General features: G+C 44.6%; 1 protein-coding gene. It reads left to right on the forward strand.

Annotation, left to right across the window (positions count from 1 at the left end; translation table 11 throughout):
• Window positions 1-2: 2 nt before the first annotated feature.
• Window positions 3-204, forward strand: a 202-nt coding sequence (locus tag A142_RS16445; protein WP_019826239.1) for an Lpp/OprI family alanine-zipper lipoprotein, incomplete at its 3' end; no start/stop codon positions are given.

Here is a 204-nt window from a genome sequence, read left to right on the forward strand (position 1 = left end):
ATATGAACAAAATGTTAATAGCAGCAACTGCCTCTTCTGTACTTCTACTTGCAGGTTGTTCTTCGGGCCCAGATGAAGAAACCATGACCAAAATGAACGCTCTAAACGATCAAGTAAGCCAGCTAAACCAAGATGTACAAGCCCTGAAGGACGAGAAAGCAACACTAACCTCTGAAGCTCAGCGAGCTAAAAGCACCGCAGAAG

Source organism: Vibrio splendidus 12E03, assembly GCF_000272105.2.
Taxonomy (GTDB): Bacteria; Pseudomonadota; Gammaproteobacteria; order Enterobacterales; family Vibrionaceae; genus Vibrio; species Vibrio splendidus_I.